Source organism: Flavimobilis marinus, assembly GCF_900113055.1.
In the GTDB taxonomy this organism is placed as follows: domain Bacteria; phylum Actinomycetota; class Actinomycetes; order Actinomycetales; family Cellulomonadaceae; genus Flavimobilis; species Flavimobilis marinus.
Genome location: NZ_FONZ01000004.1, coordinates 37,332 through 63,267, shown reverse-complemented (window position 1 = coordinate 63,267; position 25,936 = coordinate 37,332). Strand labels below are relative to the sequence as shown.

At 72.7% G+C, this 25,936-nt stretch carries 25 protein-coding genes; 19 read left to right on the top strand and 6 right to left on the bottom strand.

Annotated elements, in window-relative coordinates; translation table 11 throughout:
* Window positions 1-130 precede the first annotated feature (130 nt).
* Entirely contained in the window at window positions 131-913 is a 783-nt protein-coding gene (locus BMZ30_RS11300; RefSeq protein ID WP_093378809.1) for an ABC transporter ATP-binding protein, read from the top strand.
* Entirely contained in the window at window positions 910-3,522 is a 2,613-nt protein-coding gene (locus BMZ30_RS11295; protein WP_093378807.1) for an FtsX-like permease family protein, read from the top strand. The genes BMZ30_RS11300 and BMZ30_RS11295 overlap by 4 nt, the downstream gene beginning before the upstream one ends.
* A gap of 95 nt (window positions 3,523-3,617) precedes the next feature.
* Here the strand turns inward: BMZ30_RS11295 and BMZ30_RS11290 are convergent, their stop codons facing one another.
* The gene (locus BMZ30_RS11290; RefSeq protein ID WP_143073194.1) at window positions 3,618-4,040 is read right to left on the bottom strand and encodes a hypothetical protein; all 423 of its coding nucleotides are present in this window, start codon (window positions 4,038-4,040) and stop codon (window positions 3,618-3,620) included.
* 217 nt (window positions 4,041-4,257) lie between these two features.
* Here BMZ30_RS11290 and BMZ30_RS11285 point away from each other — a divergent pair, with 217 nt between their 5' ends.
* Window positions 4,258-4,506: a WhiB family transcriptional regulator gene (locus BMZ30_RS11285; RefSeq protein ID WP_093378802.1), complete on the top strand. Its 249-nt coding sequence runs from the start codon at window positions 4,258-4,260 to the stop codon at window positions 4,504-4,506.
* A gap of 88 nt (window positions 4,507-4,594) precedes the next feature.
* On the opposite strand, the gene BMZ30_RS11280 is transcribed toward BMZ30_RS11285, so the two are convergent.
* Window positions 4,595-6,055, bottom strand: coding sequence for a sensor histidine kinase (locus BMZ30_RS11280; protein WP_093379203.1), 1,461 nt, complete (start codon window positions 6,053-6,055; stop codon window positions 4,595-4,597).
* A 93-nt stretch (window positions 6,056-6,148) separates the two neighbouring features.
* Between BMZ30_RS11280 and BMZ30_RS11275 the strand changes: the two genes are divergently transcribed.
* The 9 genes from BMZ30_RS11275 to BMZ30_RS11235 all read left to right on the top strand — a co-directional run bounded on the left by BMZ30_RS11275 (window position 6,149) and on the right by BMZ30_RS11235 (window position 15,221).
* Window positions 6,149-6,658, top strand: coding sequence for a DUF2505 domain-containing protein (locus BMZ30_RS11275; RefSeq protein ID WP_177191359.1), 510 nt, complete (start codon window positions 6,149-6,151; stop codon window positions 6,656-6,658).
* A gap of 450 nt (window positions 6,659-7,108) precedes the next feature.
* A complete protein-coding gene (locus BMZ30_RS11270; RefSeq protein ID WP_093378800.1) occupies window positions 7,109-8,437 on the top strand; it encodes an ABC transporter substrate-binding protein in 1,329 nt (442 codons plus the stop codon).
* A 96-nt stretch (window positions 8,438-8,533) separates the two neighbouring features.
* Window positions 8,534-9,553, top strand: coding sequence for a carbohydrate ABC transporter permease (locus BMZ30_RS11265; protein ID WP_093378797.1), 1,020 nt, complete (start codon window positions 8,534-8,536; stop codon window positions 9,551-9,553).
* Window positions 9,550-10,461, top strand: a complete 912-nt coding sequence (locus tag BMZ30_RS11260) for a carbohydrate ABC transporter permease (protein ID WP_093378795.1) — start codon at window positions 9,550-9,552, stop codon at window positions 10,459-10,461. Before BMZ30_RS11265 ends, BMZ30_RS11260 begins: the two co-directional genes overlap by 4 nt.
* Window positions 10,458-11,990 (top strand): GH1 family beta-glucosidase, encoded by a 1,533-nt coding sequence (locus BMZ30_RS11255; RefSeq protein WP_093378792.1) that lies wholly within the window; start codon window positions 10,458-10,460, stop codon window positions 11,988-11,990. Before BMZ30_RS11260 ends, BMZ30_RS11255 begins: the two co-directional genes overlap by 4 nt.
* 40 nt (window positions 11,991-12,030) lie before the next feature.
* Window positions 12,031-13,041, top strand: coding sequence for a LacI family DNA-binding transcriptional regulator (locus BMZ30_RS11250; RefSeq protein WP_093379197.1), 1,011 nt, complete (start codon window positions 12,031-12,033; stop codon window positions 13,039-13,041).
* A complete protein-coding gene (locus tag BMZ30_RS11245; protein ID WP_177191358.1) occupies window positions 13,038-13,439 on the top strand; it encodes a fluoride efflux transporter FluC in 402 nt (133 codons plus the stop codon). Before BMZ30_RS11250 ends, BMZ30_RS11245 begins: the two co-directional genes overlap by 4 nt.
* 13 nt (window positions 13,440-13,452) lie before the next feature.
* Window positions 13,453-13,857 (top strand): FluC/FEX family fluoride channel, encoded by a 405-nt coding sequence (locus tag BMZ30_RS11240; RefSeq protein WP_093378786.1) that lies wholly within the window; start codon window positions 13,453-13,455, stop codon window positions 13,855-13,857.
* 38 nt (window positions 13,858-13,895) lie between these two features.
* Window positions 13,896-15,221: a Glu/Leu/Phe/Val family dehydrogenase gene (locus BMZ30_RS11235; protein WP_093378783.1), complete on the top strand. Its 1,326-nt coding sequence runs from the start codon at window positions 13,896-13,898 to the stop codon at window positions 15,219-15,221.
* 19 nt (window positions 15,222-15,240) lie between these two features.
* Here the strand turns inward: BMZ30_RS11235 and msrA are convergent, their stop codons facing one another.
* Entirely contained in the window at window positions 15,241-15,891 is a 651-nt protein-coding gene (gene msrA / locus BMZ30_RS11230; RefSeq protein WP_229828883.1) for a peptide-methionine (S)-S-oxide reductase MsrA, read from the bottom strand.
* Between the two features lie 179 nt (window positions 15,892-16,070).
* Between msrA and BMZ30_RS11225 the strand changes: the two genes are divergently transcribed.
* Complete coding sequence (locus BMZ30_RS11225; RefSeq protein ID WP_373296875.1) at window positions 16,071-17,366, top strand: AI-2E family transporter; 1,296 nt, start codon at window positions 16,071-16,073, stop codon at window positions 17,364-17,366.
* Window positions 17,363-18,583: a threonine ammonia-lyase gene (gene ilvA, locus BMZ30_RS11220; protein ID WP_373296876.1), complete on the top strand. Its 1,221-nt coding sequence runs from the start codon at window positions 17,363-17,365 to the stop codon at window positions 18,581-18,583. Before BMZ30_RS11225 ends, ilvA begins: the two co-directional genes overlap by 4 nt.
* Window positions 18,584-18,678: 95 nt before the next feature.
* Here ilvA and greA read toward each other — a convergent pair whose 3' ends face one another.
* Window positions 18,679-19,164 carry a transcription elongation factor GreA gene (gene greA, locus BMZ30_RS11215; RefSeq protein WP_093378775.1) on the bottom strand — a complete coding sequence of 162 codons (486 nt, stop codon included), beginning with the start codon at window positions 19,162-19,164 and terminating at the stop codon, window positions 18,679-18,681.
* A 165-nt stretch (window positions 19,165-19,329) separates the two neighbouring features.
* Window positions 19,330-19,734 carry a DUF4307 domain-containing protein gene (locus BMZ30_RS11210; protein ID WP_093378772.1) on the bottom strand — a complete coding sequence of 135 codons (405 nt, stop codon included), beginning with the start codon at window positions 19,732-19,734 and terminating at the stop codon, window positions 19,330-19,332.
* A gap of 41 nt (window positions 19,735-19,775) precedes the next feature.
* Between BMZ30_RS11210 and mca the strand changes: the two genes are divergently transcribed.
* The 3 genes from mca to BMZ30_RS11195 are packed head-to-tail and all read left to right on the top strand — an operon-like array spanning window position 19,776 to window position 21,837.
* Entirely contained in the window at window positions 19,776-20,657 is an 882-nt protein-coding gene (gene mca, locus BMZ30_RS11205) for a mycothiol conjugate amidase Mca (RefSeq protein WP_093378769.1), read from the top strand.
* A complete protein-coding gene (locus BMZ30_RS11200) occupies window positions 20,654-20,959 on the top strand; it encodes a hypothetical protein (RefSeq protein ID WP_093378766.1) in 306 nt (101 codons plus the stop codon). Before mca ends, BMZ30_RS11200 begins: the two co-directional genes overlap by 4 nt.
* Window positions 20,956-21,837 carry a carbon-nitrogen hydrolase family protein gene (locus BMZ30_RS11195; RefSeq protein WP_229828859.1) on the top strand — a complete coding sequence of 294 codons (882 nt, stop codon included), beginning with the start codon at window positions 20,956-20,958 and terminating at the stop codon, window positions 21,835-21,837. The genes BMZ30_RS11200 and BMZ30_RS11195 overlap by 4 nt, the downstream gene beginning before the upstream one ends.
* Here the strand turns inward: BMZ30_RS11195 and map are convergent.
* Window positions 21,815-22,591 (bottom strand): type I methionyl aminopeptidase, encoded by a 777-nt coding sequence (gene map / locus BMZ30_RS11190; protein ID WP_093378764.1) that lies wholly within the window; start codon window positions 22,589-22,591, stop codon window positions 21,815-21,817. The genes BMZ30_RS11195 and map overlap by 23 nt on opposite strands.
* A 138-nt stretch (window positions 22,592-22,729) precedes the next feature.
* On the opposite strand from map, the gene BMZ30_RS11185 reads away from it, so the two are divergent.
* Both BMZ30_RS11185 and BMZ30_RS11180 read left to right on the top strand, forming a co-directional pair.
* Entirely contained in the window at window positions 22,730-23,566 is an 837-nt protein-coding gene (locus tag BMZ30_RS11185) for a beta-phosphoglucomutase family hydrolase (RefSeq protein WP_177191357.1), read from the top strand.
* Window positions 23,563-25,932: a glycoside hydrolase family 65 protein gene (locus tag BMZ30_RS11180; protein WP_229828862.1), complete on the top strand. Its 2,370-nt coding sequence runs from the start codon at window positions 23,563-23,565 to the stop codon at window positions 25,930-25,932. Before BMZ30_RS11185 ends, BMZ30_RS11180 begins: the two co-directional genes overlap by 4 nt.
* Window positions 25,933-25,936 lie beyond the last annotated feature (4 nt).

The following is a 25,936-nucleotide window of genomic DNA, read 5'->3' as shown; positions in this document are numbered from 1 at the left end:
GCGGTGTACGACCACGGGATGACACCAGCGCGCGCAGGACCCGCCCGGAGCCCGATGCGAGCAGCTGGCCTCGGTCCGTAGCGTCGAGAACGTGCGCAGGACCGTGCACGACGTCGATCGAAGGACCCTCATGGACACCACCGTCTACCAGCCCACCGCGACCGGGACCGCCGTGCGCGCCCGCGCCCTGACCAAGGTCTACGGCACCGGCGAAGCCGCCGTCATCGCCCTGGACAACGTCGACGTGGACTTCGCGGCCGGACGCTTCACCGCCATCATGGGCCCCTCCGGCTCGGGCAAGTCCACCCTCATGCACCTGCTCGCCGGCCTCGACACCGCCACCAGCGGCCAAGCGTTCCTCGGCGAGACCGAGATCACCGCCCTGGGCGACAACGCCGTCACCGAGCTGCGCCGCACCCGCGTCGGCTTCGTCTTCCAGTCCTTCAACCTCCTGCCCATGTTCACCGCCGAGCAGAACATCGTCCTGCCCCTGGACCTGGGCAACGCCAAGGTCGACCGCGCGTGGCTGGCCACCCTCGTCGACACCCTCGGCCTGCGCGACCGCCTCACCCACCGCCCCTCCGAGCTCTCCGGCGGCCAGCAGCAACGCGTGGCCATCGCCCGCGCCCTGATCGCCCAGCCCGAGGTCGTCTTCGCCGACGAACCCACCGGCAACCTCGACTCCCGCTCCGGCGCCGAGGTCCTCAGCTTCCTGCGCCGCTCCGTGCGCGAGCTCGGGCGCACCATCATCATGGTCACCCACGACCCCGCCGCCGCCGCCTACGCCGACCGCGTCGTGCTCATCGCCGACGGCCGCATCGCCGGCGACATCTCCGACCCCACCCCCGAAGCCGTCCTGGCCGGCCTCGACGCCCTGCGCACCGTCGAGGCCCCCACCGAGGCCACCCGATGATCCGCCTCACCCTGGCCCAGATGCGCCGCTCCGTCGGCAGACTCACCGCCGCCGGCATCGCGATCGCCCTCGGCGCCGCCTTCGTCGCCGCCACCCTGCTGGCCGGGAACGCCATCCAGCGCGGGACCTACGACGCGCTGAGCGCCGCGTGGGGCAAGGCTGACCTCGTCATCGACGCGGACATGACCGCCGAGGGCCTGGCCGAGCGCGACCTCGAGGCCGTGGCCGCTCTCGACGGCGTCGCCGCCGTCGGCGCGCACCACGAGACGTACCAAGAGGTCACCTTCGGGGCGACCAACACCTACCTCTACGCCGTCGCGACCAAGGGCGACCCGTCGCTCGACGCGCAGACCGTGAGCGCGGGCCGCGCACCGGCCGCACCGGGCGAGATCGCCCTGCCCGTGTCCTTCGCCGAGCGGGTGGGCGCCGTCGTCGGCGACGAGCTCGCGGTCACCATCGACATCTGGGAGGACGAGGCCTACCGCACCGAGGTTCGCCGGGTCGAGATCGTCGGCCTGCTCGACGACCCCTACAACGCCTACGCCTCCCAGAGCGGCGCCGCCGTCGCCACCGCCGAGGAGCTGCTCTCCTGGAACGTGAACGACGCGATGGTCAGCGCCGCCTGGCACGCGAGCGTCGCAGTCTCCGACTCGGCCGACACGACGGAGGTCCAGCGCGAGATCCAGACGATGCTCGGCGCAGCGCTCGGGCCCCAGGCACAGGTGCTGACGCGAGACGAGTACGCGCGCGGCCTCGCGGCCGAGTTCACCGGCGGCGAGGACGTCATGACCGCCGTCGTGCTCGGGTTCGCAGCCCTGTCGTTGCTGGTCGCCGGGCTCGTCATCTCCAACACCTTCCAGGTGCTGGTCGCCCAGCGCGCCCGCACCCTCGCGCTGCTGCGCTGCGTCGGAGCGAACAAGCGCCAGCTCCGGCTGTCGGTGCTGCTCGAGGCGAGCCTGCTCGGGCTCGCCGCCGGCGTGCTCGGCCTGCTCGTCGGTGCCGGGGTCGCCCAGGCGTCCCTCAGCATCCTGGGATCGATGGACCTCGACGTTCCGCTGCCTGCCTGGATCGAGGTGACACCGACCGTCGTGGTGGTACCGCTGCTCGCCAGCCTGCTCGTGACGACCATCGCTGCGCTCGCTCCCGCGCGAGCGGCGAGCCGCACGTCTCCGCTGGCTGCGCTGCGCCCGCTCGACCCGCCGACGGTCCGCAGCAGGTCCGGGCGCATCGGCATCGTCATCTCGGCGCTCCTGATCCTCGCGGGCATCGGCTTCATGGGCCTCGGCATCGCCACGACCCGGATCGGCGGCGCGGAGATGGGCTTGCTCATCGCGTTCGGAGGCGGTGCGCTGTCCGTCGTCGGCGTCCTGGTCAGCACCGGCTTCTGGGTGCCCAAGGTCGCGGGGGCCGTCGGACGGCTCGTCGCCCGCGGCGGCCCCACGGCCCGCCTGGCGGCCGCGAACACCCTGCGCAACCCCCGGCGCACCGCGGCGACCAGCACGGCTCTGCTGATCGGCGTGACCCTCGTGGTCACCATGTCCACCGGTGCCGCGAGCGCGCGCAGCGCCCTGACCGCCGAGCTGGACTCGCAGTACCCGATGGACGTCTCGATCGAAGGCGGGGCCGCCGTCTCCTGGGAGGACGCGAGCGTGATCGACGCGAGCCTCGAGCCGACGCTGGTCGAGCAGGTTGCCGCGGTGGAGGGCGTCGACACGGTCGCGCCGTTCTCGATCGGCCTGACGTGGGACGACCGGCGGGGCACGATCACCGAGCTCGTGGGGGTCGACCCGGAGAAGGCCCGTGCGGCGTTCCACGCCGTCGACGCCCTCGCCGACCTCGACGACTCGACCGTGCTCATGGTCGCGAGCGACATGGAGGCGGCCAACATCGTCGAGGGTGCCGCCACGTCGTTCACCCTGCTGCCGGCGGGGCCCGTCCCGACCGCGGCCGCGGACCTCGAGGCGGGTGCCGAACAGGTGACGCTCACGGTGCACGAGTCGGACGTCGCCTACCGCGGGCCCGTCGTCACCCTGACAACCCTCGACCGGCTGACCCAGGCGACCGCGATCGACGGTGCGTGGGCGGGCCTCACCGAGGACGCCGACGAGGGCACGGCGACCAAGGAGATCCAGGAGGCCGTGAGCGAGTCCGGCGTCTATGTCTCCGGCGTGGCCGTCGAGCGCGCCGCGCTCGAGCGCGTGATCGACACGATGCTCGCGATCGTCGTCGGGCTGCTCGCCGTGGCCGTCGTCATCGCGCTGATCGGCGTCACCAACACGCTGTCCCTGTCGGTGATCGAGCGGCAGCGGGAGAGCGCGACGTTGCGCGCGATCGGGCTGACCAAGAAGCAGCTCCGTTCGAGCCTCGCCATCGAGGGCCTCCTGATCACCCTCGTCGGGTCGGTGCTCGGCATCGCGCTCGGCCTCGCGTACGGCTGGATCGGCACGACGGCGGCCCTCGGGCTGATCGGCGACGTCCGGCTCGCGGTCCCGTGGCGGGACCTCGGGCTCGTCCTCCTGGTCGGCCTCGCGGCCGGGCTCGGCGCCTCGGTGCTCCCGGCACGGCGCGCGGTCCGCACCTCCCCCGTGGAGGCGCTCGCCGTCGACTGATCGACATCGACGGCACGCTCAGGGCCGGTCGTGGTGCGCAGGGGCCACCGCGACCGGCCCTCGGGCGTCGGGATCCGTCTGGTGGTCGGGCGTGCTCAGGCGGCGTCGTCGTCGACGGCGGGGCGTGCCGAGCGGGTGGTCGCCTCCACGACCGCAGGGGTGAGCATCCCGACCAGGACGACGACGGCGACGCCTCCGAGCAGGAGCGGCGGGACCGACACGCTCTCCTGGAGCCAGGTCCCGGCGATCACGAGCTGGAACAGCTGCCAGGTGATCACGGGTGAGCGCGCGCCGCGGTGACCCGCGACGAGCGACCGCGCGCAGGCGACGAGGATCGCGGCCAGCCCCCACGCGAACGCCGCGAGGAACAGGCCGACCCCCACGCGGCCGTTCCCGGCGACCAGGTCGACGACGGCGGCGCCGCCCGCCACGACCAGCGCCACGACCTCCAGAGCGAGCCCGGCGAGGACGACGATCAGCAGGGGCGGGAGTCGGCGCGGGGAGGTGGGGGTCGGCACGCCCACACCCTACGCGACACGCTCCATACCCTAGAAGATGACTGTCAAGCAAACTCCGTGTGACAAATACCTCACGTCAGGGCGACAGAAATCCTCGGGGCGACCCTTGTGCTCCGACCTGCCAGGTGTGAACCTTGGTGAGGCCCATTTTCGTCAACACCTCGGCCAAGCCCTGCTCCCCCGCATCGTGGCTTGACCCGTGCCCAAGGAGACCCCCATGGATTGGCGTCACCGCGCAGCCTGCCTGACCGAAGACCCCGAGCTGTTCTTCCCCATCGGGAACACCGGGCCGGCACTGCTGCAGATCGAGGACGCAAAGGCTGTCTGCCGTCGCTGCGACGTCGTGGACACCTGCCTCAAGTGGGCGCTCGAGTCCGGTCAGGACGCGGGCGTCTGGGGCGGCCTGTCCGAGGACGAGCGCCGCGCCCTCAAGCGCCGCACCGCCCGCGCCCGTCGCGCGAGCTGAGTCCCGCACACACACCACCCGCGAAGGGCCGGCACCGCACGGTGCCGGCCCTTCGTGCGTCCGGCGTCGGGTGTCCGACGCTGGCGGCCTACTCCCGCTTGGGGTCGCGCAGGTCGACGCCGATCGCGACCACGGTGCCGCCGCCCGGGTTCTCGCCCCACGTGATGCTTCCCCGCAGCTCGTTCGTGACGAGCGTGCGCACGATCTGCGAGCCCAGGCCAGAGCCGGGCCCTTGCTCGGCCGGCAGCCCCACGCCGTCGTCGGTGATCGTGATCTCGAGGTGCGCCCCCTCCCGGGCGGCATCAATCTGCACGGTCCCCACAGCGCGCCCCTCGAAGCCGTGCTCGACGGCGTTGGTCACCAGCTCGGTCAGGACCAGCGCTAGCGCGGTCGCGTCCTCGGCCGGGACCTTCCCGAACGATCCCGTCGACACCGTCCGCACCTGGGTCCCGGCGGACGCGACGTCGGCCGCGAGCCGGAGCGCCCGGCCCACCATCCCGTCGAACTCGACCTCCTCGTCGAGCGTCTGCGAGAGGCTCTCGTGCACCAGCGCGATGGTGGCGACCCTGCGCATGGCCTCCTCGAGCGCCTCCTTGGCCTCGGGCACGTTCATGCGGCGCGCCTGCAGGCGGAGCAGCGCCGCGACGGTCTGCAGGTTGTTCTTCACCCGGTGGTGGATCTCCCGGATCGTCGCGTCCTTGGTGATGAGGTCGCGCTCGCGCCGCCGCACCTCGGTGACGTCGCGGCACAGCAGCACCGCGCCCATGCGCCGCCCGTCCTCGGTGATCGGCAGCGAGCGCACCGAGAGCGAGACCTTGGCGGACTCCACCTCGGTGCGCCAGGGCGCACGTCCCATCATCACCACGGGCAGCGACTCGTCGACCGGGGCGCGCTGCTCGATCAGCGCAGCCGTGACCTCGACCAGCGACTCGCCCACGAGCGGGCCGATCACGCCGAGGCGGTGGAAGCCCGACAGCGCGTTCGGGCTCGCGTAGAGCACCTCGCCCTCGGAGTTCAGCCGCACCAGGCCGTCGCCGACGCGGGGCGCGCCGCGGCGCGGCCCTGCCGACGAGTCCGGGTGCGGGAACTCGCCGCGCGAGATCATCCCCAGCAGGCCCTCGGCCGCCTCGACGTAGTTGAGCTCCAGCCGGCTCGGTGTGCGCCCCGACCCCAGGTAGGTCTGCCGCACGAGGACGGCGATCGGGTGCCCGTCGTGCACGACCGGGATGGCGTCCTCGCGCACGGCGAACGTGCCGAGCCAGCGCGGCTCGCGCTCGCGCTGGGAGCGCACCTCGCTCAGGGCCCGGGCCAGCTGCAACCGCTGCCCCTCCTGCGCGAGCGAGCCGACGATGTCGTCGTAGTGCACGGTCGCACCGGTGCTCGGTCGGCAGTGGGCGATCGCCACGAACTCCCCATCGGCAGCCGGGAGCCACAGCACCAGGTCGGCGAAGGCGAGGTCGGAGATCACCTGCCAGTCACCGACCAGCAGCTGCAGCCAGTTGACGTCGGGCTCCGAGAGCTCGGCGTGGCGGGAGATCAGCTCACTCATCGCGGACACCGCCCCAGCCTACGAGGGCGCGCACACTCCTGGAGCGCTAGTCTCGACATCGACCGCACCCGCCAGCACCGCCCCGGAGGAACCGTGCACCTGCACCACGAGCAGACGCTGCCGCTCGACGTCACCGCGGCGGGCCGCCTGCTCTCCGACGCCGACTTCGTCGCGCACCGTGCCTCGGCCACCGGGGCGCGCGTGGACGACGCCCTCGTCACGGGCAGCCCGGACTCCAGCTTCACGGTGACGGTCCGCCGCTCGGTGCCGTCGGACCAGATCCCCGCGCAGGCGCGGGCATTCGTCGGCGACAGGCTCGAGATCCGGCAGGTCGAGGCGTGGGAGCCGCAGTCCGGTGACCGACGCACCGGCACCGTGGTCCTCGAGATCACGGGCACGCCCGTGCGGCTCACCGGCACGCTGCTCCTCGAGGCATCCCCGGACGGCGCGGTGCTCCGGTACGACGGCGAGCTCAAGGCGTCGGTCCCCCTGTTCGGCGCGGCCATCGAGAAGTCGGCCGCCGAGCAGATCGTCCGCACGATCACGCTCGAGAAAGACGCCACGGCGGCGTGGATCGAGCGCCACAACCTCGGCGATGCCTGACCCGACCGGCTGAGCACCCGCGCGCTTGGCACCCCGGGCGCCCGCCCAAGCACCGCCGAGTCCGATAGTCGCCACCCGACTCCGACAGCACCTCGTGTCGGATTCGGGGCCCAGCTATCGGGCTCGCGCCTTTGCGGCCTGGCTGTCGCGCGTGGCCGTTGGAGCGCGGCGCGCCTTCGGCAGCGCGGTCGGGGCGCCCCGAAACGTGCCCTGGGTCACGTTTCGATCACGTTACGGTGACGGCTCGGCGGCATCCTGCGGGGTTTCCCCGCATCGGTCCATGGCGGCCTTGACAGCGCTCCCACACCCCGGGCACGATCGGTCACCAGGCGCGTGGGAACGCTTCCACTCCATCGGTATGGAAGCGTTTCCAGGCCACGTGCGGCTCGACCGAGACCGCACCCGCAGACGATCCGGCGACGACGCCGGTCGGGGACGAAGGAGTCACCAGTGCGCAGGAACATTCCCAGGACGTGGACGGCGGCGGTGGGCGTCGCGGCGCTCGCCCTGACCCTCACGGCCTGCTCGGACGACAGCAGCGGCACGACGACGCCGGGCGGCAGCACCGCGGGCGGCAGCGGCGAGAAGATCACGCTCACCGTCGCGACCTTCAACGACTTCGGCTACACGGACGAGCTCCTCCAGGAGTACATGGACGCGAACCCGAACGTCACGATCGTGCACAACCGCGCTGCGGAGTCGAAGGACGCGCGCGCCAACCTGACCACGCGCATCGCCTCGGGCGGCGACGGTCTCGCCGACATCGAGGGCATCGAGATCGACTGGATGCCCGAGCTCTCCCAGGTCCCCGACTCGTTCGCCGACCTCGAGACGGACTCCATCAAGGGCCGCTGGCTGGACTGGAAGGAAGCCCAGGGCCGCACGCCGGACGGCAAGCTCATCGGCTACGGCACCGACATCGGCCCCGAGGCCATCTGCTACCGCTCCGACCTGTTCAAGGAGGCCGGCCTGCCCACCGACCGCGACGAGGTCGCCGAGCTCCTCGGCGGCGCCGACGCCACGTGGGAGGACTACTTCTCCGCCGGGCGCGACTTCGTCGCCAAGTCCGACGCGGCCTGGTTCGACTCCGCCAACGCGACGTTCCAGGGCATGATCGGCCAGGTCGCCGCCGCGTACGAGGACCCCGCCACGGGCGAGCCCACCGACCTCGCCGCGAACCAGGAGGTCAAGGGCCTGTACCTCGACGTCCTCGCGGCCGCCAAGGACCTGTCGGGTGGCATGAACCAGTGGAGCGGCGACTGGGACGCCGCGTTCCAGAACGACGGCTTCGCGACGATGCTCTGCCCCGCGTGGATGCTCGGTCCGATCGAGGAGCGCGCCGGCGGCATCGAGGGCTGGGACATCGCTGACGTCTTCCCCGGCGGCGGCGGCAACTGGGGCGGCTCGTACCTGACCGTCCCCGCGAACGGCAAGAACGTCGACGAGGCCATCAAGCTCGCCGACTGGCTGACCGCTCCGGAGCAGCAGGCCAAGGCGTTCGACAACGCCGGCACGTTCCCGAGCCAGCTCGAGGCGCAGAAGTCCGAGTCGGTCACGGCCGCCACGAACGACTTCTTCAACGACGCTCCGATGGGGACGATCTTCTCCTCGCGGGCACAGGCGCTGACGGCGGACTCGCTCCCGTTCAAGGGTGCGAACTACTTCGCCATCCACCAGGCCGTCCAAGACGCCATCACCCGCGTGGACGTGGACAAGTCTGAGGACCCGGAGACCGCCTGGAACGGCGCCATCTCCACCTTCGAGGAGCTCGGTTTCTGAGCCTGACCTGACCTCCGACGCCGTCGCGTGGCGCCAGGGTTTCTCCCCCCTGGCGCCACGCGGCGCGTGGCACCAGCCCGATCCGAAGGAACTCCCATGGCCGTCCTGACCCCACAGCCGCTGCAGGCCACGCCGCAGCCGGACCCCGACCGACCCCCGCGACGCATCGCGTTCAGCCAGAAGCTCGGCCGCTGGGACCTGAAGCTCTCGCCGTACCTGTACATCTCGCCGTTCTTCCTGCTGTTCGCCCTGACGGGCCTGTTCCCGTTCCTGTACACGGTGTACGTGTCGTTGCACGACTGGCACCTGCTTACCGGCCAGGGCGAGTTCGTCGGCCTGCAGAACTTCCGCGACGTCCTCGGTCAGGACTCCTTCTGGCTCGCGCTGCGCAACACCTTCTCCATCTTCCTGCTGTCGTCCGTGCCGCAGGTGCTCGCCGCGATCATCATCGCCGCGATGCTCGACGCGAACCTCCGTGCGAAGACGTTCTGGCGCATGGGTGTCCTGCTGCCGTACGTCGTCGCTCCCGTCGCCGTCGGCCTGATCTTCTCCCGCATGTTCGGCGACCAGTACGGCGCGATCAACGAGCTCCTCGGCGCCATCGGCATGGACCCGATCATGTGGCACTCCGAGACCCTGCCGAGCCACCTCGCGATCGCGAGCATGGTCAACTTCCGCTGGACCGGCTACAACGCGCTGATCTTCCTCGCTGCGATGCAGGCCGTCCCGCGCGACCTCTACGAGGCCGCGACGCTCGACGGCGCCGGCCGAGTCCGCCAGTTCTTCTCCGTGACCGTCCCGCAGCTGCGCGCGACCATCATCTTCGTCGTTATCACCTCGACGATCGGCGGCCTGCAGATCTTCGACGAGGTCCGCGTGTTCGACAGCGAGGGCCGCGGAGGCGCGAGCGGCCAGTGGCTGACCGTCACCCTCTACCTCTACAACCTCGGCTGGGGCAACCAGAAGAGCTTCGGGCGCGCGAGCGCCGTCGCCTTGATCCTGTTCGCGATCATCATCGTGATCGGACTCCTGAACTTCTGGCTCACCAACCGCATCTCGTCCGCCGGCACCCGCGCCGCCCGCCGCGCGACGCCGGCCCTCAGGAGGATCCGATGAGCTCGCTGCCCGTCATCGCACAGACGGCCGGACCCGGCGCCGCACGCGTCGCGGCCCGCCGCCGCAAGGTCAAGGCCGCCGGCACCAACCGCCGCCCCGGCTGGGTGACCTACCTGATCCTCGGCACCGTGCTGCTGATCTCGGCCTACCCGATCTACTACACGTTCCTGCTCGCCTCGAGCGACCAGGTGACGATCTCGCAGCACCCGATCCCGGACCTGATCCCGGACGGCCTGCTCATGGACAACGTGCAGCGCGTACTGAACTCGGACATCCCCCTGGTCAAGGGCGTCGTGAACTCGTTCATCGTCGCGCTCGTGCAGGTTGCGGCCGTCGTGATGTTCTCCACGCTGGCTGGCTACTCGTTCGCCAAGCTGCGCTTCCGTGGCCGCAAGCCGCTGCTCGTGTTCGTCGTGGCGACCATGGCGATCCCGACCCAACTGGGTGTCGTCCCGCTCTTCATCGTGATGCGGGACATCGGCTGGTCCGGGCACCTCGCCGCGGTGATCGTGCCCGGCATCGTCACGGCGTTCGGCGTGTTCTGGATGACCCAGTTCCTCGAGAACGCCTTGCCCTACGAGCTCATCGAGGCCGCCCGCGTGGACGGCGCGTCGATGATCCGCACCTTCTGGCACGTCGCGATGCCTGCCGCGCGCCCTGCGGCCGCGATGCTCGCCCTGTTCACATTCATCGGCAGCTGGACCAACTACTTCTGGCCGTCGATCATCCTCAACAACCAGAACCCCACGCTGCCCATGGTCGTGCGCCAGCTCCAGTCCAGCTACTTCCAGGACTACTCGCTGATCATGGCCGGCGTCCTGCTCTCCACGCTCCCGCTGCTCGTGGTGTTCGTCTTCGCAGGTAAGCAGCTCGTCTCCGGAATCATGGCAGGAGCAGTCAAGGGATGACCCCCTCAGCACAGTCGACGCAGCAGCAGCCGAGCGCGACGCACAACCCCCACCCGGCCGCGTACACGCAGGGCAAGCACCTCGCCAGCACCGACGCGGTCCCCTTCCCCGACGGCTTCCTCTGGGCCGCGGCCACCTCGAGCTATCAGGTCGAGGGCGCCGCGCACGAGGACGGACGCACCGACAGCGTCTGGGACGCCTTCACCCGCGTGCCCGGGGCCGTCCTCTCGGGCCACGACGGCGAGGTCGCGTGCGACCAGTACCACCGTTACGTCGAGGACGCGGACCTCATGCGCTCGATGAACCTCGGCGCGTACCGCTTCTCGATCTCGTGGGCCCGCGTCTGCCCCGACGCCGGCCCCGTCAACCCGAAGGGCCTCGACTACTACTCGCGGCTCGTGGACACGTTGCTCGAGCGGGACATCCTGCCCTGGGTCACCCTGTTCCACTGGGACCACCCCCAGTCCCTCGAGGCGAGCGGCGGCTGGGGCAACCGGGACACCGCGCTCAAGTTCGTCGACTACTCCCTCGCGGTGCACGAGGCCCTCCAGGACCGCGTGTCGGTGTGGACCACGCTCAACGAGCCGTGGTGCTCCTCGATGCTCAGCTACGGCGGCGGCACGCACGCTCCCGGTGACCGCGACTACGGCAAGGCACTGGCGGCCGCGCACCACCAGCTGCTCGGGCACGGGCTGGTCGTCCAGGAGCTGCGTCAGCGTCAGCCGCAGGCCGAGCTCGGCATCACGCTGAACTTCACGGTGGCAGACCCGGTCGACCCGGCCGACCCGCGGGACGTGGACGCGGCTCGCCGGATCGACGGGCAGTTCAACCGTCTGTTCGCCGACCCGATCTTCCGCGGTGCCTATCCGCTGGACCTGCTCGAGGACCTCGAGGCCGAGGGCCTGCGGAGCGGCTTCGAGGAGAAGATCCAGGACGGCGACATGGCGGCGATCTCGAGCCCGATCGACGCGCTCGGCGTGAACTACTACCACGGCGAGGAGGTCTCCTACCGGGCGTACCCCGAGCCGTTGCAGGGGTCCGCCCCCGTCGAGCGCCCCACGCAGTCCCCGCACGCCGCCGCGCACGGCATCCACGGCCGCAACCGCGGCCTGCCGCACACGGCGCAGCAGTGGGAGGTGCAGCCCGAGGGCATGACGCGACTGCTGCTCCGCCTGCAGGAGGAGTACACAGGTCCGGCCGGCACGGCGCTGTACATCACCGAGAACGGCTGCGCGTACGACGACGTCCCCGACGCCCACGGCTACGTCGAGGACACGGACCGCCTCGAGTTCTACGACGTGCACCTGCGTGCTGTGCGGGACGCGATGGAGGCCGGTGCCGACGTGCGCGGGTACTTCGCCTGGTCGCTGCTCGACAACTTCGAGTGGGCGTGGGGCTACCACCAGCGGTTCGGCATCGTGCGCGTCGACTTCGAGACGCAGGAACGCACGGTCAAGGCGAGCGGCAAGTGGTTCTCCGAGGTCGCCCGCACCAACGTCGTCCCGGCCCGGGGGACCTCCGGGCGCTGAGGAAGCCGCTGCGCGGTGGAAAGATGTCCACGTGACCACGATCTCTGCCACCGCGCAGCCGACCCTCGATGAGGTCGCCGCCGCCGCGGGAGTCTCCCGCTCCACGGCCTCCCGCGCGCTCAACGGGGGCGCCCGCGTCTCCCCCCAGGCCCAGGCCGCCGTCGACGACGCCGCCGCCCGGCTCGGCTACGTGCCGAACCGGGCGGCGCGCTCGCTCGTCACCCGCCGGACCGACTCGATCGCCCTCGTCGTCCCCGAGCCTGACGAGCGCGTGCTGTCCGACCCGTTCATCGGCGGCACGTTGCGCGGGGTCGGTGCTGCGCTCGCCGCGACGGACCTGCAGCTGCTGCTCATCATCGCCCGGCCGGGCGAGTCGCCCCGACGCCTGGCGCGGTACCTGCGTGCCGGCCACGTCGACGGCGTCGTGATCGCGTCCCACCACCGCGAGGACGGCCTCGAGGAGGCAGTCCTCGCGAGCCCGGTCCCCGCCGTGTTCGTGGGGCGTCCCTTCGCAGCGACCGAGGGACTGATCTACACCGACGTCGACAACCGGGCGGGCGCCCGGCAGGCGGTCCAGCACCTGGTCGACACGGGCCGCACGCGCATCGCGCACATCGCGGGGCCGGCAGACATGGCCGCCGGGCTCGACCGCCGCGACGGGTGGTCCGACGTGCTGACCGACGCAGGGCTGCCGGCCGACGCGTTCGCGTCCGGCGAGTTCACGGTCGCGTCCGGGCACCGCGCGATGACCGACCTCCTCGCGGTGCACCCGGACCTGGACGCGGTCTTCGCGGCGTCGGACTCCATGGCGCTCGGTGCGCTCGAGGCCCTGCGCGCGCACGGCCGCCGCGTGCCCGAGGACGTCTCCGTCGTCGGGTTCGACGACCTGGGTGTCGCCGCGAGCATGACCCCGCCCCTGACCACCGTCCGCAACCCCGTGGTGGAGATGGCCTCGTGCGCCGTCGAGCAGCTGCTGACGCTGCTGTCGGGCAAGCGCGACGTCCCCACCGTCGTCTTCCCCCCCGAGCTGGTCGTCCGGGCCAGCACGTGAGGACGGCGCGCACCCTGCTGCTCGTCCTCGCGGGCGGCGCGGCGGGGGGCCTGACCCGCGCGCTGCTCGTGACGCACGAGGGACCCGGCGCGCCCTGGCTCACCTGGGCGATCAACGTCGTCGGCGCGTTCACGCTCGGCCTCCTGCTCGCGGCGTGGGTCCGGCCCGGACGCTCCCCCGCGTGGGCACGCCCGCTGCTGGGCACCGGGCTGCTGGGCGGCTTCACCACCTTCTCCGCCGTCACGCACGCGGTCGACCGGCTGGTCGCCGACGGCGACGTCGTCCTCGCGGCCGGCTACCTCGTCGCCACCGTCGTCGTCGGCGTGCTCGCCGCGTGCGCGGGGCTCGTCGTCGGCGGGCGCGTCGCGGCACCGGACGCGCGCGGGAACGCCGCGTGAGCGCGGGGCTCGTGTGAGCGCGGGGCTCGCGTGCGCCGTCGCGCTCGCCGCCGGAGTCGGTGCCGTGCTGCGGGCGCTGGTTGAGCTTGCCCAGAACCGTGCGCTCGCGCGGCTGCACGCGCGGTACGGCGCACGGTGGTTCGTGCACCCGGGGGCCGCGACGCTCGTCGTGAACGTCGCCGGCTCGGCGCTGCTCGGCGTCCTCGCCGCCCTCGTCGCCGTGCACGGGTGGGACCAGACCTGGCTCCTGGTGGGGGGCGCGGGACTCGCCGGCGGCCTGACGACCTTCTCGACCGTCGCGGTCGAGCTCGCCGACGACGCGCGCGCCGGCGCCCGGGGACGGCTGCTCGCCCGTCTCGCGGCGCACCTCGTCCTCGGTCTCGCCGCTGCGGCGGCCGGTTACGCGCTCGCTGGTTAAGGTGGGCCCAAGGTCTGGCTCATCGATGGGGAGAGAACGTGACCGCGACGCATCAGGGCTCCACAGCCCCCACGCACGAGGCGCCCACCGGCGCGACGACGACGGCGGAACCGGAGGCGGCGGACACCCCGGCGCTCGCGACCGCCCTGGCCCAGCTGAAGCTCGCGGCGGAGCACCTGGAGCTCCCGGACGGGCTGCAGGCGAACCTCGCCACCCCGCGCCGAGAGATGAGCGTTTCGGTCCCGCTGCGGCGCGACGACGGCGACACGGTCGTCTTCCACGGCTACCGCGTGCAGCACAACTTCACGCGCGGCCCAGGCAAGGGCGGGCTGCGCTACGCCCCGGGCGTCGACGCCGACGAGGTGCGAGCGCTGGCCATGCTCATGACGTGGAAGTGCGCGATCGTCGAGCTGCCGTTCGGCGGGGCCAAGGGCGGGGTGTCGATCGACCCGCGCGAGTTCTCCCGGTCCGAGCTCGAGCGCGTGACGCGGCGCTACACGTCCGAGATCATGCCGATCATCGGCCCGGACCGGGACATCATGGCGCCCGACGTCGGCACCGACGAGCAGACCATGGCGTGGGTGCTCGACACCTACTCGGTCGCGTCCGGGCACACCGTGCCCGCCGTGGTCACCGGCAAGCCGCTCAACCTCGGCGGGTCCGTGGGCCGTCCCACCGCCACATCCCGCGGCGTCGTGCACGCCACGCGCGCGGCGCTGCACGAGCGCGGCGAGCACCTCGCCGGCACGCGCGTGGCGATCCAGGGCTTCGGCAAGGTCGGCGGCCACGCCGCGGCGATCTTCGCGGCTGAGGGCGCGGTCGTCGTGGCGGTCAGCGACCAGTACGGGGCGATCCGCAACGACACCGGGCTCGACGTCGCGCGGCTGGTCGAGCACGTCGCGGCGACCGGGAGCGTGGTCGGGTTCGACGAGGCGGACCCGATCACCGGCGACGAGCTGCTCGCGGCCGACGTCGACGTGCTCGTGCCCGCCGCCGTCGAGGGTGTGCTGAACGCGCAGACGGCCCAGACGGTGCGCGCGTCGCTCGTTGTCGAGGGCGCCAACGGCCCGACGACGCTCGAGGGCGACGCCGTGCTGCACAGCCGCGGCGTGACCGTGGTGCCGGACATCCTCGCCAACGCGGGCGGCGTCGTCGTCTCCTACTTCGAGTGGGTGCAAGCGAACCAGGCGTACTGGTGGAACGACGACGAGGTCGAGGAGAAGCTCGAGCGCCGGATGCGCAGCGCCTACGCCAAGGTCTCCGACCGGGCGCGTCGCGACGGCCTGACGCTGCGCGACGCGGCGCTGGTCATCGGCGTCGGCCGCGTCGCGGCGGCCCACACGGCCCGGGGTCTATACCCCTGACCGACCCCGCCCCCGGGCTTCAGGCCGGGGTGGGGCAGGCGACGCCGGTCGAGTGCACCGGGCAGTAGCCGTTCGGGTTCTTCAGCAGGTACTGCTGGTGGTACTCCTCGGCGTAGTAGAACGGCCCGGCCTCCTCGGCCGTGCGCACCTCGGTCGTGATCGTCCCGAAGCCGCGCTCGCTCAGCGAGGACTGGAACGCGGCCAGGGTCGCGCGGGCGACCTCGGCCTGCTCGGGCGTCGTCGTGAACACGGCCGAGCGGTACTGGGTGCCGACGTCGTTGCCCTGCCGGAAGCCCTGCGTCGGGTCGTGCGACTCCCAGAAGTGCCGCAGCAGGTCCGTGTGCGTCAGGACGCTCGGGTCGTAGGCGACCAGCACCGTCTCCGTGTGCCCGGTCTGCCCGGTGCAGGTCTCCTCGTAGGTCGGGTACGGCGTGAAGCCGCCCATGTACCCCGCTGCCGTCGTCACGACGCCGGGCAGCTGCCAGAGCTCCTTCTCGGCGCCCCAGAAGCAGCCCAGGCCCAGGTACAGGACGGCCGTGCCCTCGGGCCACGGACCCTGCAGCGGGGTGCCGAGCACGGCGTGGGTCGGCGGGACGGTGAAGATCGGCTGCGAGCGGCCGGCGAGCGCGCGCTCGGGGGCCACCATCGTCGACTTGAGCGAACCGAACATCGACTCGAACACGAGCCACCTCCATGAGACGTCGAGACCAGCGGCAGAGCTGGACGGGTGCCGCGTCGGGCGCGGCCGCGCACGAGGGCAACACCGCCGCCCGCACGCCTGTTCCCGCGCCCGGGCGCCGGGGCCGTAGCCTAGCCTGGCAGGCCCCGGACCAGGAGTGGAGCGCACACGTGACCGAAGCACCCGACGCGACCGACGAGGGCGCGCCCGCCACCGGGACCCCGGTGCGACCGATCATCGTGCCACCGTCCGTCCAGGCCGCCGCCGCGTGGTCCTGGCGCCTGATCGTCATCGCCGCGGCCGTCGTCGCCGGGCTCTGGGTGCTCGCGACCTTCAAGACGCTGACGATCCCGGTGGCCGTCGCGCTGCTGTTCACGGTCCTGCTCGCGCCGCTCGTGCGGCTCCTGCACGTCGGCCTCCGGTTCCCGCGCGCGCTCGCCTCCGGGATCGCCGTCCTCGGGCTGATCGGATTCGTGGCCGCCCTCATCACCCTCGCCGGCGCCTCGATCGTCGACGGCATCAGCGACCTCAGCACCAAGGCCCAGGAGGGCTTCCAGCAGGCCCTCGACTGGCTGGCCGGCTCGCCGTTCCACGTCGAGCAGGCCAAGCTCGACGAGTACCTCGGCGACCTCGTGACCGCCGCCGAGGAGAACATGGGCACGCTCGTCTCGGGTGCACTGTCCGTCACGACGACCGTCGGCCAGGTCCTGGCCGGTACGATCATCGCGCTCTTCTGCGCCTTCTTCTTCCTGCTCGACGGCCGCCGGATCTGGACCTGGGTCGTCGGGCTGCTCCCCCGCCATGTGCGCGAGGACGTGCACCAGGCGGGCCGGCGCGGCATCGTCACGCTCGCGTCGTACGTCCGCACCCAGATCCTGGTGGCGTTCGTCGACGCGGTCGGCATCGGCGTGGGCGCGGCCGTGCTCGGCCTGCCGCTCGCGTTCCCCCTCGCCACCCTGGTGTTCGTCGGGTCCTTCATCCCGTTCGTCGGGGCCATCGCGACGGGCGCGATCGCCGTGGCCGTGGCCCTCGTGGTCAAGGGCTGGGTGTACGCGTTGATCATGCTCGGGATCGTGCTGCTGGTGCAGCAGATCGAGGGCAACGTGCTGCAGCCGTTCCTCATGGGCCACGCCGTGTCCCTGCACCCGGTGGCCGTCCTGCTGGTCGTCACCGGCGGGGCGATGCTCGCGGGGATCGTCGGAGCGCTGTTCGCCGTGCCCGTGGTGGCGGTGCTCAACACCGTGATCCAGTACTTCCACGGCAAGGACAAGTTCCCCGACCTCGGGATCGGGGACCATCTGATCTTCCGGTCGCCGCGGCGGACCCCCCGGGCGGAGTCGGTCGACGCGGCGCCCCGCACCGTCGTCGTCGCGGGGCCGACGCCGGAGACGGCCGCCCACGTCGACGCACTCGAGGAGCATGCGTGGCGGTCCGCCGGAGAGCCTGACACCGGATCGCGAGAGTGACCGTGGACCTGGCGGACCTGCAGGAGGCGGCGCGCCTGCTCGACGGCGTCGCGCAGCGCACCCCCGTCGCCACCACGCGGGCGCTCTCCGAGCTCGCCGGGGTCCCGGTGCTGCTCAAGTGCGAGAACCTGCAGCGCACCGGCTCGTTCAAGGTGCGCGGGGCGTACGTCCGCATGGCCCGCCTGAGCCCGGCCGAGCGGGAGCGCGGCGTCGTGGCCGCGAGCGCCGGCAACCACGCGCAGGGCGTGGCGCTCGCCGCCCGGGAGCTCGGCATCCACGCGGTGGTCTACATGCCGTCGGACGCGGCGCTGCCCAAGGTGGCCGCGACGCGAGACTACGGCGCGGAGGTCCGCCTCGTCGGGTCCAGCGTCGACGACGCCCTCACGGCGGCGCACCAGGACGCGCGGGCCACGGGGGCGGTGCTCATCCACCCGTTCGACCACGCGGACATCGTCGCGGGCCAGGGCACGATCGCTCTCGAGATCCTCGCGCAGGTCCCGGGCGTCCGCACCGTGCTCGCCCCGCTGGGCGGGGGCGGGCTCGCGGCCGGGCTCGTCGCCGCGTTCGAGCACCTCGCGCCGCACGTGCGCGTCGTCGGCGTGCAGGCCGAGCGCGCGGCGGCGTACCCGCCGTCCCTCGCGGCCGGCGCACCGCTCAAGGTGCACGCCCGCTCCACGATGGCCGACGGGATCGCCGTCGCGCAGCCCGGGGACGTCCCCTTCGAGGTGCTCGCCCGGGGCGCGGCGGACGGTCGCTTCGAGGTCCGCACGGTGACCGAGGAGCACCTCTCGCGCGCGCTCCTCGCCCTGGCCGAGCGCTCGAAGCTGCTGGTGGAGCCGGGCGGGAGCGCCGGTGTGGCCGCGCTCATCGCGGACTCCTCCGGCCTCGCGGGCCCGGTCGTGTGCGTGCTGTCCGGCGGGAACATCGACCCGATCGTGCTGCTCCGGGTGGTACGGCACGGGCTGTCCTCCGCGGGGCGCTACCTCCAGCTGCGCGTGCGGCTGCTCGACCGCCCCGGCGCCCTGGCGAACTTCATGCTCGACATCGCGGCCGTGGGCGGCAACGTCATGCACGTCGAGCACGTGCGCACCGGCCCGCACCTGGCGATCGACGAGGTCGAGGTCGTGGTGCAGGTCGAGACCAAGGGCACCGAGCACTGCGCCGAGCTCGTGGAGCACCTCACGACGCGGGGCTACCACCTGGACGACCAGGCCTGAGCGCCGGGCGCGACGAACCCCGGGCGCGGTCGACGCCGGAGCGCGACGAAGGCCCCGACCGTCGGGTCGGGGCCTTCGTCCGCGGCGCGGGAGGCTCAGCCCTGGAAGGGCTCCGCAGCCTTGATCACGACGGTGATCTCCTTGCCGTTGGGCGCCTGGTAGGTGACGGTGTCACCAGCCGAGCGACCGTTGATCGCGGCACCGAGCGGCGACTGGTCGGAGTAGACGTCGATGTCCGTGGTCCCGGCGATCTCGCGGGACCCCAGCAGGAACTTGGTCTCGTCCCCGGCGATGTCCGCGGTGACAAGCATGCCCGGCTCAACCTTGCCGTCGTCGGCGGGCTGGCCGACCTTGGCGGACTCGAGCTTCTGCTTGAGCTCGCGGATGCGGGCCTCCTGCTTCGCCTGCTCCTCGCGCGCGGCGTGGTAGCCGGCGTTCTCCTTGAGGTCGCCCTCGTCGCGGGCGCGGGCGATCCTGTCGACGACTTCGTCCCGACCCGGCCCTGTGAGGTGGTCGTACTCGGCCTTCAGCCGGTCGTACGCCTCCTGCGTCAGCCACGTCGTAGTGGTCGTCTCGGCCATGATCGCTCCTTCCAACAAGACAGAGACGCACGGTGATCTCACCGTGCGTCATGGTTTGCGGCCGGGCACGAGGCCACGGCGGTAGAAACCATCAGTCTAGCCTCCCTGCCGCGAACCGCGGAATCCCCGCCGCCCGGAGGCCAGCCCCGAGCCGTCGCCGGCAGCTCAGGAACCAGCGGGCAGGGCCTCGCAACCGTCGAGCAGGCCCGTGGTGGCCTCCTCCGACGTCGGGACGTCGACCGTGAACCGCTGCAGCTCGTCCGACCCCGCCGGGATGGTCACCTCGGCGAACCCGACCTGCGCATAGCTGGGGCTGAGAGCCGTCAGGCGGCACGTGAGGGCGACGTCCGCGTCCTTGGTGACGTCGAACGTCACCTCGACGAGCTCCGGGCTCACGACGACGAACCCGTAGTCGTTCACGACGTACGGCTCGGAGGTCGCCATCGACCAGCCGATCCACCCGGCCGCGACGGTGCCGAGCGCGCCGAGGGTCCACAGCGCCACCGTCTGTGCCCGACGACGAGGGCTGCGGACGCCGTACCTGTCGGCCAGGTCTGGGGTTACGGTCATGACAGGATTGTCTCACCGAAGCCCCCGCAGGAAGAGTCCCGATGCCCACGCCCTTGCGCCTCATGGCCGTCCACGCCCACCCCGACGACGAGTCGAGCAAGGGAGCGGCCACCGCGGCCCGCTACGCGGCCGCCGGGGTCGAGGTCCTCGTGGTCAGCTGCACCGGTGGCGAGCGGGGCTCGATCCTCAACCCGACCTGCACGTTCGAGCCGCGCGACATGGCGGACCTCGCCGAGCGGCGCCGGACCGAGATGGCCGGGGCCGCTGCGGCGCTCGGCGTCCAGCACCACTGGCTGGGCTTCGTGGACTCGGGCCTCCCGGAGGGCGACCCCCTGCCGCCGCTGCCCGACGGCTGCTTCGCCCTGGTGCCGCTCGAGGAGGCCGCCGCGCCGCTCGTCGAGCTCGTCCGGCAGTTCCGCCCGCACGTGATGACGACGTACGACCCGTCCGGGGGGTATCCGCACCCGGACCACATCATGTGCCACCGCGTCGCCTTCGAGGCGTTCCACGCCGCCGGGGACCCGGAGCGCTACGCGGGCCACGGCGAGCCCTGGCGGCCGCTCAAGCTGTACTACAACCACGACTTCTCGATGCGCCGGGTGCGCACGATGCACGAGGCCCTGATCGACGAGGGCCTGCTGTCCCCGTTCGGCGACTGGGTCGAGTCGCGGGCAGCCCGTGAGATCCCCGAGCGTCCCGTGACCACGCGCATCCGCGCCGAGGACTTCTTCGACGCGCGCGACGCGGCGCTGCGCGCGCACGAGACACAGATCGACCCGGACGGCTTCTTCTTCGCGATGCCGCGCGAGCTCGAGGCCGCGGTCTGGCCCTACGAGGAGTTCGAGCTCGCCGAGTCGCTCGTGCCTACCACCACCCCCGAGGACGACCTCTTCGCGGGCATCCACCCAGAGGACACCCCGTGACCGACTACACCGCCCTGCCCGCGGCCCCCGCCGCGGTGGGGACCGAGACCTCGACCCCGTCCCCCACGCCGACGGACGTGCTGCGGCCCGACCTCGACCCCACCGACGTCACGCCCGGGACCATCGGCTTCGTCGTGACGTTCCTGCTCGCCCTCGCGGGCGTCGGCGTCTGGTTCTCGATGAACCGCAAGATCCGGCGCCTGGGCTACGAGGAGCGCGCCGCCCGGGACGCATCGGGCCAGTCGAGCGACCGGCCTGACGACGGCCCAGCAGACCCGACGGACGGCCCGCCCCGCCCGTGACCGACGCGCCGGTGCGCGTCGCGCTCGTGCAGCTGGCCTCGGGCGCCGATCCGCAGGCGAACCTCGCGCACGCGCGGCGCGAGGTCACCGCCGCCGCAGACGCGGGCGCCCGCGTCGTCGTGCTGCCTGAGTACGCCGCCGCCTTCGACCCGCGCGGCGTCGGCGCGGACCTCGCCGAGGCGCCGGACGGCCCGTTCGTCACGGCGCTGCGCGAGCTCAGCGCCTCCCGCGGCCTCACCGTGGTCGCCGGCGCAGCGTTTCCCGGCCGGAAGGCCGGGCGCGCCGTCAACGCCGTGGTCGTGGTGGCCGACGGCGAGCACCGCGCGACCTACACGAAGGTGCACCTGTACGACGCGTTCGGGCATCGCGAGTCCGACCGGCTCGAGCCCGGCGACCCGGCCGCGCCACCCGTCGTCGTGGACGTCGGCGGGCTCCGCCTGGGCATCCAGACCTGCTACGACCTGCGCTTCCCCGAGGTCTCGCGCCGGCTCGTGGACGCCGGCGCGACCGTCCTCGTCGTCCCCGCGGCGTGGGCTGCCGGGCCCGGCAAGCTCGAGCAGTGGCGCGTGCTCGCGCGCGCCCGCGCGATCGAGTCGACCGCCGCGGTGCTGGCCGTCGGGCAGGCGGGGCGCGGCGTCGTCGGGCACTCGATGGCCATCGACGCGAACGGCGTCGTGCTCGGAGAGCTCGGCACGGGCGCCGGGACGCTCGTGATCGACCTGGACCCGGCCGCGATCCGCGGCGTGCGCGACCGCAACCCCTCCCTCGTGAACCGTCGCTACGGCGTCGTGCCGCTGCCGGCGCCGAGCACGGACGCCTCCGACGGCGCGACCGACGACGGGCCCGCCGACAAGCTCAGCGACGCGTCGGGAGCGTGAGGATCTCCGCGCCGTCGGCGGTGATCGCGATCGTGTGCTCGCTGTGGGCGGTGCGGCAGCCGGTCGCGCTGCGCAGCGTCCAGCCGTCGGCGTCGGTGACGAGCTCGTCGGTGTCGGCCATGACCCACGGCTCCAGCGCGAGCAGGAGGCCCGGGCGCAGCGTGTAGCCCCGTCCCGGGCGGCCGCTGTTCGGCACGTGCGGGTCCTGGTGCATGGTGGAGCCGACGCCATGGCCGCCGAAGTCCGTGTTCACGCGGAAGCCGGCCTCAATCAGGACCGTGCCCATGGCGTGCGCGAGGTCGCCGATGCGCGCGCCGGGACGCGCCGCCGCGATGCCCGCCGCGAGCGCCCGCTGGGTCGCGTCGATCATCGCGACGTCGGCGGCCGGGCGCGCCTGGCCGACGAGGAAGCTGATCGCCGAGTCCGCGACGATCCCGTCGAGGGAGACCGCGAGGTCGAGGGAGAGCAGGTCGCCGTCGACGAGCGCGTAGTCGTGGGGCAGCCCGTGCAGCACGCCGTCGTTGACCGAGGTGCAGATGTAGTGCCCGAACGGGCCGCGGCCGAACGACGGCGCGTAGTCGACGTAGCAGGAGACCGCCCCGGCCGCGACGATCATCTCGCGTGCCCAGCGGTCGAGGTCCAGGAGGTTCGTGCCGGGAACCGCCCGCTCGCGCAGGGTCTGCAGGATGTCGGCAACGAGCGCGCCGGTCGCCCGCCCGCGCTCGACCTCGGCCGGGGTGAGGATCTCGATCATGGGGGTCCTTCGCGATGGAGAGAGACGTTCGGGCCCATTGTGCCCCGTGGTCGGCCACGCCGACCCCGCGGCCTCCGGGTGCGAAGACCACGACGGCCAGCAAGACTCGTGGCCACGACCCCGCCGGGAGGAGACACCGTGAACCGAGGACCGCTCGGGCTGCCGCCCCAGGTGCGCGCCTGCCTGTTCGACCTGGACGGCGTGCTGACGCGCACGGCGACCGTGCACAACGTCGCGTGGACACAGACGTTCGACACCTACCTCGCCGAGCTGCGCGGGACCCCGCCGACGGCGAGCGGGCAGGCGGACCTCACGGCCGCCGCGCTCGACCTCGACCCCGACCTGGCGCTCGCGGGCCTCGACCCCACCGACCTGCGCCCGTTCGACCCGGTCGAGGACTACGCCCGCTACGTCGACGGCAAGCGCCGCCCCGACGGGGTCCGGGACTTCCTGGCCAGCCGCGGGATCGTGCTGCCCGAGGGGAACCCGGACGACGCGCCCGGGACCGAGACCGTGCACGGGATCGGGAATCGCAAGAACGAGCTCGTGCTCGAGCTGATCGCCCGCGACGGCGTCGAGGTGTTCGAGGGCTCGGTGCGCTACCTGCGCGAGGCCGCCGCGGCGGGCCTGCGCCGCGCCGTCGTGTCCTCGAGCTCCAACACGGTCCTCGTCCTCGACGTCTCCGGGCTCGGCGAGCTGCTCGAGGTGCGCGTGGACGGCGTCGTCGCCCGCGAGCGCGCGCTGCCGGGCAAGCCCGCCCCGGACACGTTCCTGGCCGCCGCCCGGGAGCTCGGCGTCACGCCGGCAGAGTGCGCCGTCTTCGAGGACGCCCAGGCGGGTGTCGCCGCAGGGCGCGCCGGGGGCTTCGGGTACGTCGTCGGCGTGGACCGCCTGGACCAGGCCGACGCGCTGCGCGAGGCGGGGGCCGACGTCGTCGTGACGGACCTCGCCGAGCTCCTGGACGCTGCCCGGTGAGCGAGTCGCTCGTGGACGAGCCGCCGGACACGGCCGACCTCGGCACGGAGCCGTGGGTGCTGCGGGAGGCGACGCTCGACCTCGCGTACCTCGCCCAGACCGAGTCGCTGTTCGCCCTGTCGAACGGCTTCCTCGGGCTGCGCGGCAACCTGGACGAGGGTGAGCCCAGCGGCGTCACCGGCACCTACCTCGCCGGCTTCTTCGAGCACCATCCCCTGCCCTATCCCGAGGGCGGATACGGCTACCCGGAGGCCGGGCAGCAGCTCGTGGACGTCACGGACGGCAAGATCGTGCGTCTGCTGGTCGACGATGAGCCGTTCGACGTCCGCACGGGCCGGCTCGAGCGGCACGAGCGCGTCCTCGACCTGCGCGCCGGGACGCTCACCCGCGACGTCGTCTGGGTCTCCCCCGGCGGTCGCCGGGTCGGCATCACGGCCACCCGCCTGGTCTCGTTCGCGCGCCGCACGAGCGCGGCCGTGCGCTACGAGGTGTGCGCCCTGGACGGCCCGGTGCGCGTCGTCGTGCAGTCCGAGCTCGTCGCGAACGACTCTCCGCCCGACGTCGAGTCCGACGATCCCCGCGTCGCCGAGGCCCTGTCGAGCCCGCTCGAGCCCGTCACCCAGGAGCAGCGCGGTCACGGGGCGACGCTCGTGCACCGCACGCGCTCGAGCGAGCTCGTCGTCGCGTGCGGCGCGGACCACCAGGTCGAGGCGCCGGGCGACCACGCGGTCGAGTCCGAGGTCCAGCAGGACCTCGCGCGCACGACGGTCGTCGCGCACCTCGGCTCGGGCGAGCAGCTCACCTTGATCAAGCACCTGGCGTACGCATGGTCCGACGACGCCTCCCCCGCCTCGCTGCGGGACGTGGTCGCCGCGTCGCTCACGAGCGCGCGGTCCGACGGCTGGCAGACGCTCGTCGCGGAGCAGCGCGCCTACCTGGCGGACTTCTGGCGCGACGCGGACGTGGAGATCGACGGGGACGCACCGCTGCAGCAGGCCGTGCGCTTCTGCCTCTTCCAGGTGCTGCAGGCCGGCGCCCGCGCGCAAGGACGCCCGATCGGCGCCAAGGGCCTGACGGGGTCCGGGTACAACGGGCACACGTTCTGGGACATCGAGGGGTTCGTGCTCCCCGTGCTCGCCGCGACCCGCCCCGAGGCGGCGGCCGCCGCGCTGCGCTGGCGCGCCTCCACGCTCGACAAGGCCCGCGCGCGGGCGAAGACCCTCCGCCTGGCGGGCGCCGCGTTCCCGTGGCGGACGATCGACGGGTCCGAGACGTCGGCGTACTGGCCCGCGGGGACGGCCGCCTTCCACATCGACGCGGACATCGCGTACGCCTTCGAGCGCTACCGCTACGTGACCGGGGACGAAGGGCTCGAGCGGGACTGCGGCCTCGAGGTGCTCGTCGAGACGGCGCGGCTGTGGATGGCCGTGGGCCACCACGACCGGCACGGCGGCTGGCACGTCGACGGCGTCACGGGCCCCGACGAGTACACCGCGGTGATCGACGACAACGTGTTCACGAACCTCATGGCCGCCCGCGCGCTCGAGGCGACCTGCGCGGCGTGCGACCGCCACCCGGAGCTCGCCGCAGGCCTCGGCGTCAGCGCGGACGAGCGCGACGCCTGGGCCCGCGCGGCGCAGACCGTGCACGTACCGTTCGACGACGAGCTGGGCGTGCACGCCCAGTGCGAGGACTTCACCCGGTTCGCCGAGTGGGACTTCGACGCCGACGAGAAGTACCCGCTGATGCTGCACGCGCCGTACTTCGAGCTGTACCGCAAGCAGGTGGTCAAGCAGGCCGACCTCGTGCTCGCCATGCACTGGCTGCCCGAACGCTTCGACGACGCGCAGGTGGCCCGCAACCTGGACTACTACGAGCGCCGCACCGTGCGCGACTCGTCCCTCTCCGCGGGCTCCCAGGCCGTCGTCTGCGCCCGGGCGGGCCACATGGAGCTCGCCCACCAGTACCTGCACGAGGCGGCCCTGGTCGACCTGCGGGACCTGCAGGACAACGTCGGCCACGGCCTGCACCTGGCATCGCTCGGGAGCGTCTGGGTCGCCCTCGTGGAGGGCCTCGGAGGTGTCTGGCCGCACGCCGACGTGCTGCGCCTCGCCCCTGCGCTGCCCCCGGGGATCGACCGGCTCGCGTTCCGGATGCTGTGGCGCGGGAGCCGGCTGTGCGTCGAGGTCACTCACGAGGCCGTCGAGGTGAGCGTGCTGGGCGGCGACGCCGTCGAGCTGGACCTCGACGGCGAGCGCGTGCGTGTCGACCCCGGCACCCCTGCGGTCCGGCCGGTGCGACCGCGCGCGCCGCTGCTCCCGACACCGCAGCAGCCGCCCGGCCGTGAGCCGCGCGTGGTGGGGTGAGGTC

Bases quoted from the DNA above. Each gene is read 5' to 3' on its own strand.
- BMZ30_RS11300 (WP_093378809.1), top strand. From the start codon at position 131: ATGGACACCACCGTCTACCAGCCCACCGCGACCGGGACCGCCGTGCGC.
- BMZ30_RS11295 (WP_093378807.1), top strand. From the start codon at position 910: ATGATCCGCCTCACCCTGGCCCAGATGCGCCGCTCCGTCGGCAGACTC.
- BMZ30_RS11285 (WP_093378802.1), top strand. From the start codon at position 4,258: ATGGATTGGCGTCACCGCGCAGCCTGCCTGACCGAAGACCCCGAGCTG.
- BMZ30_RS11280 (WP_093379203.1), bottom strand. From the start codon at position 6,055: ATGAGTGAGCTGATCTCCCGCCACGCCGAGCTCTCGGAGCCCGACGTC.
- BMZ30_RS11265 (WP_093378797.1), top strand. From the start codon at position 8,534: ATGGCCGTCCTGACCCCACAGCCGCTGCAGGCCACGCCGCAGCCGGAC.
- BMZ30_RS11260 (WP_093378795.1), top strand. From the start codon at position 9,550: ATGAGCTCGCTGCCCGTCATCGCACAGACGGCCGGACCCGGCGCCGCA.
- BMZ30_RS11255 (WP_093378792.1), top strand. From the start codon at position 10,458: ATGACCCCCTCAGCACAGTCGACGCAGCAGCAGCCGAGCGCGACGCAC.
- msrA (WP_229828883.1), bottom strand. From the start codon at position 15,891: ATGTTCGGTTCGCTCAAGTCGACGATGGTGGCCCCCGAGCGCGCGCTC.
- greA (WP_093378775.1), bottom strand. From the start codon at position 19,164: ATGGCCGAGACGACCACTACGACGTGGCTGACGCAGGAGGCGTACGAC.
- BMZ30_RS11210 (WP_093378772.1), bottom strand. From the start codon at position 19,734: ATGACCGTAACCCCAGACCTGGCCGACAGGTACGGCGTCCGCAGCCCT.
- mca (WP_093378769.1), top strand. From the start codon at position 19,776: ATGCCCACGCCCTTGCGCCTCATGGCCGTCCACGCCCACCCCGACGAC.
- map (WP_093378764.1), bottom strand. From the start codon at position 22,591: ATGATCGAGATCCTCACCCCGGCCGAGGTCGAGCGCGGGCGGGCGACC.